The sequence below is a fragment of the Mycobacterium sp. 1165178.9 genome (assembly GCF_001673555.1).
In the GTDB taxonomy this organism is placed as follows: Bacteria; Actinomycetota; Actinomycetes; order Mycobacteriales; family Mycobacteriaceae; genus Mycobacterium.
This window is the reverse complement of sequence record NZ_LZMB01000270.1, coordinates 1-3071: the sequence shown is the minus strand read 5'-3', so window position 1 is coordinate 3071 and position 3071 is coordinate 1. Positions and strand designations below refer to the sequence as shown.

2 protein-coding genes are annotated in these 3071 nt (G+C 68.5%); both read left to right on the top strand.

The features are described from left to right. Positions 1–145: 145 nt before the first annotated feature. Positions 146–2167 carry a serine/threonine-protein kinase gene (locus tag A5652_RS11850; RefSeq protein ID WP_369805782.1) on the top strand — a complete coding sequence of 674 codons (2022 nt, stop codon included), beginning with the start codon at positions 146–148 and terminating at the stop codon, positions 2165–2167. Positions 2168–2341: 174 nt separating this feature from the next. Further along, positions 2342–3071 (top strand): DEAD/DEAH box helicase family protein (locus A5652_RS11845; protein WP_197513929.1); only part of this gene is annotated, 730 nt, incomplete at its 3' end.

Here is a 3071-nt window from a genome sequence, read left to right as displayed (position 1 = left end):
CTCCCGATCGCGAGGCGCATGCCCGCGGTGTGCGATCCGCATCACGTTGCGGCAACACCTGGGCGGTGCCCGGACACGAGGGGGCGAGACATTGACGAACGAGCACAAGGGAACCACTCGGCGCATCGGCGCCGGGCGAGCCCTGCTGAGCAATCCGCGACAAGCCCGCGAGGCACTGCGCGCGGGTTTTCACTCGTTGCCCGCCATGCCCATCGGTCAGCTGTTCCGCCGGATACCCCCCGTCGATTCGGCGCCGAACGCGGAACCCGTGGTGGCGCAGCAGAATAACGAAATTTCTGAGCCTCGCCTGGCGGTGAGTAACGGCGCGTCGTTCGCCGGCTACACGATCCTGCGGCAGCTCGGCGCCGGGGGCATGGCCGAGGTTTATCTCGCGCTGCATCCCAGGCTGCCCCGCCGGGACGTGATCAAGGTCCTCGCCGAGGCGGTGACCGCCGACCCCGAGTTCCGCGAAAGGTTCAATCGGGAGGCCGATCTCGCGGCGACGCTGTGGCACCCGCACATCGTCGGTGTGCACGACCGTGGCGAATTCAACGGGCACCTGTGGATTTCGATGGACTACGTCGAGGGCACCGATGCCTCGCGGCTGGTCAAGGAGAACTATGCCGAGGGAATGCCGATCCGCGAGGTGTGCGCCATCGTGCACGCCGTCGCGGGCGCGCTGGACTACGCCCACGATCGTGGGTTGCTGCATCGCGACGTCAAGCCCGCCAACATCCTGCTCACGCATCCCGAAGAGGGAGAGCGCCGAATCCTGTTGGCGGACTTCGGTGTGGCGCGTCACCTCGGCGACATCAGCGGGATCACCGAAACCAACGTCGCGGTCGGCACGGTGGCGTACGCCGCGCCCGAGCAGCTGACGGGTTCGCCCATCGACGGCCGGGCGGACCAATATGCCTTGGCCGCAACGGCTTTCCATCTCCTCACCGGGGCACCTCCATTTCAGCATTCGAACCCGATCGCGGTGATCAGTCAGCACCTGCACGAGGATCCGCCGCGGCTCAGCGATTTCCGACCCGAGCTGGCTCAGCTCGACGAGGTGTTCTTCCGGGCCCTCGCCAAACAACCCGAGGAGCGGTTCGAACGGTGCCGCGCGTTGGCCACCGCCGTCCGTGAGTCGATAGGCGATGTCTCCGACGTCGGCGGGGTCCAGTCCCGCGCCGCCGCACCGACGCCACATCGCGGGCGCGGGCCCGGCGGCGCCGTCGTCGGCCTGGGCCGGCGATTTTCGTCGAAGGCCCGGTGGGCGACCGCGCTGGTGTGTGCGGTGCTCATCGCCGTCGCGGCGACCTGGTCGATCCTCTACTCCGTCCAGCCCGACGCGCCGCCGACGAGCCCCGCGCTCGCGTCGAAACCGTCGGTCCCGGCCGCGAGTGCCGCACCGACCCCGGGCGGGCCCGTGCTTAACGGGACTTACCGGTTGGACTACGACCAGACCAAGCGCACCACCAATGGCATCTCGGTCCGGCACGCCGGGGCCGCCACCAGCTGGTGGGCCTTCCGGTCGGCATGCACCACCAACGGATGTGCGGCCACCGGTACCCAGCTGGACGACGCCACCCATCTAGTGGCCAAGACCACTGATGGCGGACAGACCGACACCCTGCACTTCGTGGGCGGCTACTGGCAGGGCACTCCGGCGCAGCAGCGGGTGGGCTGCACTCAGCCCAATGGACAGGTCAGGGCCACCCAGCAGGAAACCATCGCCTGGTCGCTGGCGCCGCAGGCCAACGGAACGCTGCGCGGCACGCTGACCGAGACCGTGCTGAGCAACGAGTGCGGAGCTCAGGGGGCGGTGGTGCGGGTGCCTGTCGTGGCGACCCGGACTGGCGATGCGCCCACCACCGTGGCGCTGAGCGATCCCACCCAGGTGATCAACACCTCGACCAGCGCGTCCGCCCCGGCGCCGCCGGTGCTCGGCGGGCTGTGCAGCGACGTCGGCAAGGTCGCCTACGACCCGACCAACACCGAGCAGATCGTCTGCGAGGGCAGCAGCTGGGCCAAGGCGCCGATCACGATGGGCGCGCACGCCGCCGGCAGCTCGTGCGACCGGCCGGGCACGCCGGTGTTCGCGATGAGCACGTCCAGTGACGGCTACCTGCTGCAATGCGATCCGGTCACCCGGACGTGGACGCGCCCGGCAGGGTAGCCGATGAAATCCCGGCGAACGTGCACTCGTTGCGAATTTTCTGCTGATTCTTCGCGCTCAGTACACGTTCGGCGGCGATCGGCGCGGCGGCGGCGATCGGTGCGGCATCCCGCGGGCTGAGGCGGCCAGACCAGCTCGACGACACTTGTCGGTGATCGGTTCTACCCTGGTGCCATGGCATTCGCCACGGAGCATCCCGTAGTAGCGCATTCGGAGTATCGCGCTGTCGACGACGTCGTGCGCGTCGGCGGCCACTTCGAGGTCGTCAGCCCGCACGATCCCGCCGGGGATCAGCCGGCCGCCATCGAGGAGCTGGAACGCCGGATCAAGGCGGGGGAGCGCGACGTCGTGCTGCTCGGCGCGACCGGTACCGGGAAGTCGGCCACCACCGCCTGGCTCATCGAGCGGCTGCAGCGCCCCACCCTGGTGATGGCGCCCAACAAGACGCTGGCCGCCCAGCTCGCCAATGAGCTGCGGGAAATGTTGCCGCACAACGCGGTTGAATACTTCGTCTCGTACTACGACTACTACCAGCCCGAGGCGTACATCGCGCAGACGGACACCTACATCGAGAAGGACAGCTCGATCAACGACGACGTCGAGCGGCTAAGGCACTCCGCGACGTCCTCGCTGCTGTCGCGCCGCGACGTGGTTGTGGTGGCGTCGGTGTCGTGCATCTACGGCCTGGGCACACCGCAGTCGTACCTGGACCGCTCGGTCGAGCTGCGGATCGGCACCGAGGTGCCCCGGGACGCTCTCCTGCGGCTGCTGGTCGACGTCCAGTACACGCGCAACGACCTGTCGTTCACCCGCGGCTCGTTCCGGGTGCGCGGCGACACGGTGGAGATCATCCCTTCGTACGAAGAGCTGGCGGTGCGCATCGAGTTCTTCGGCGACGAGATCG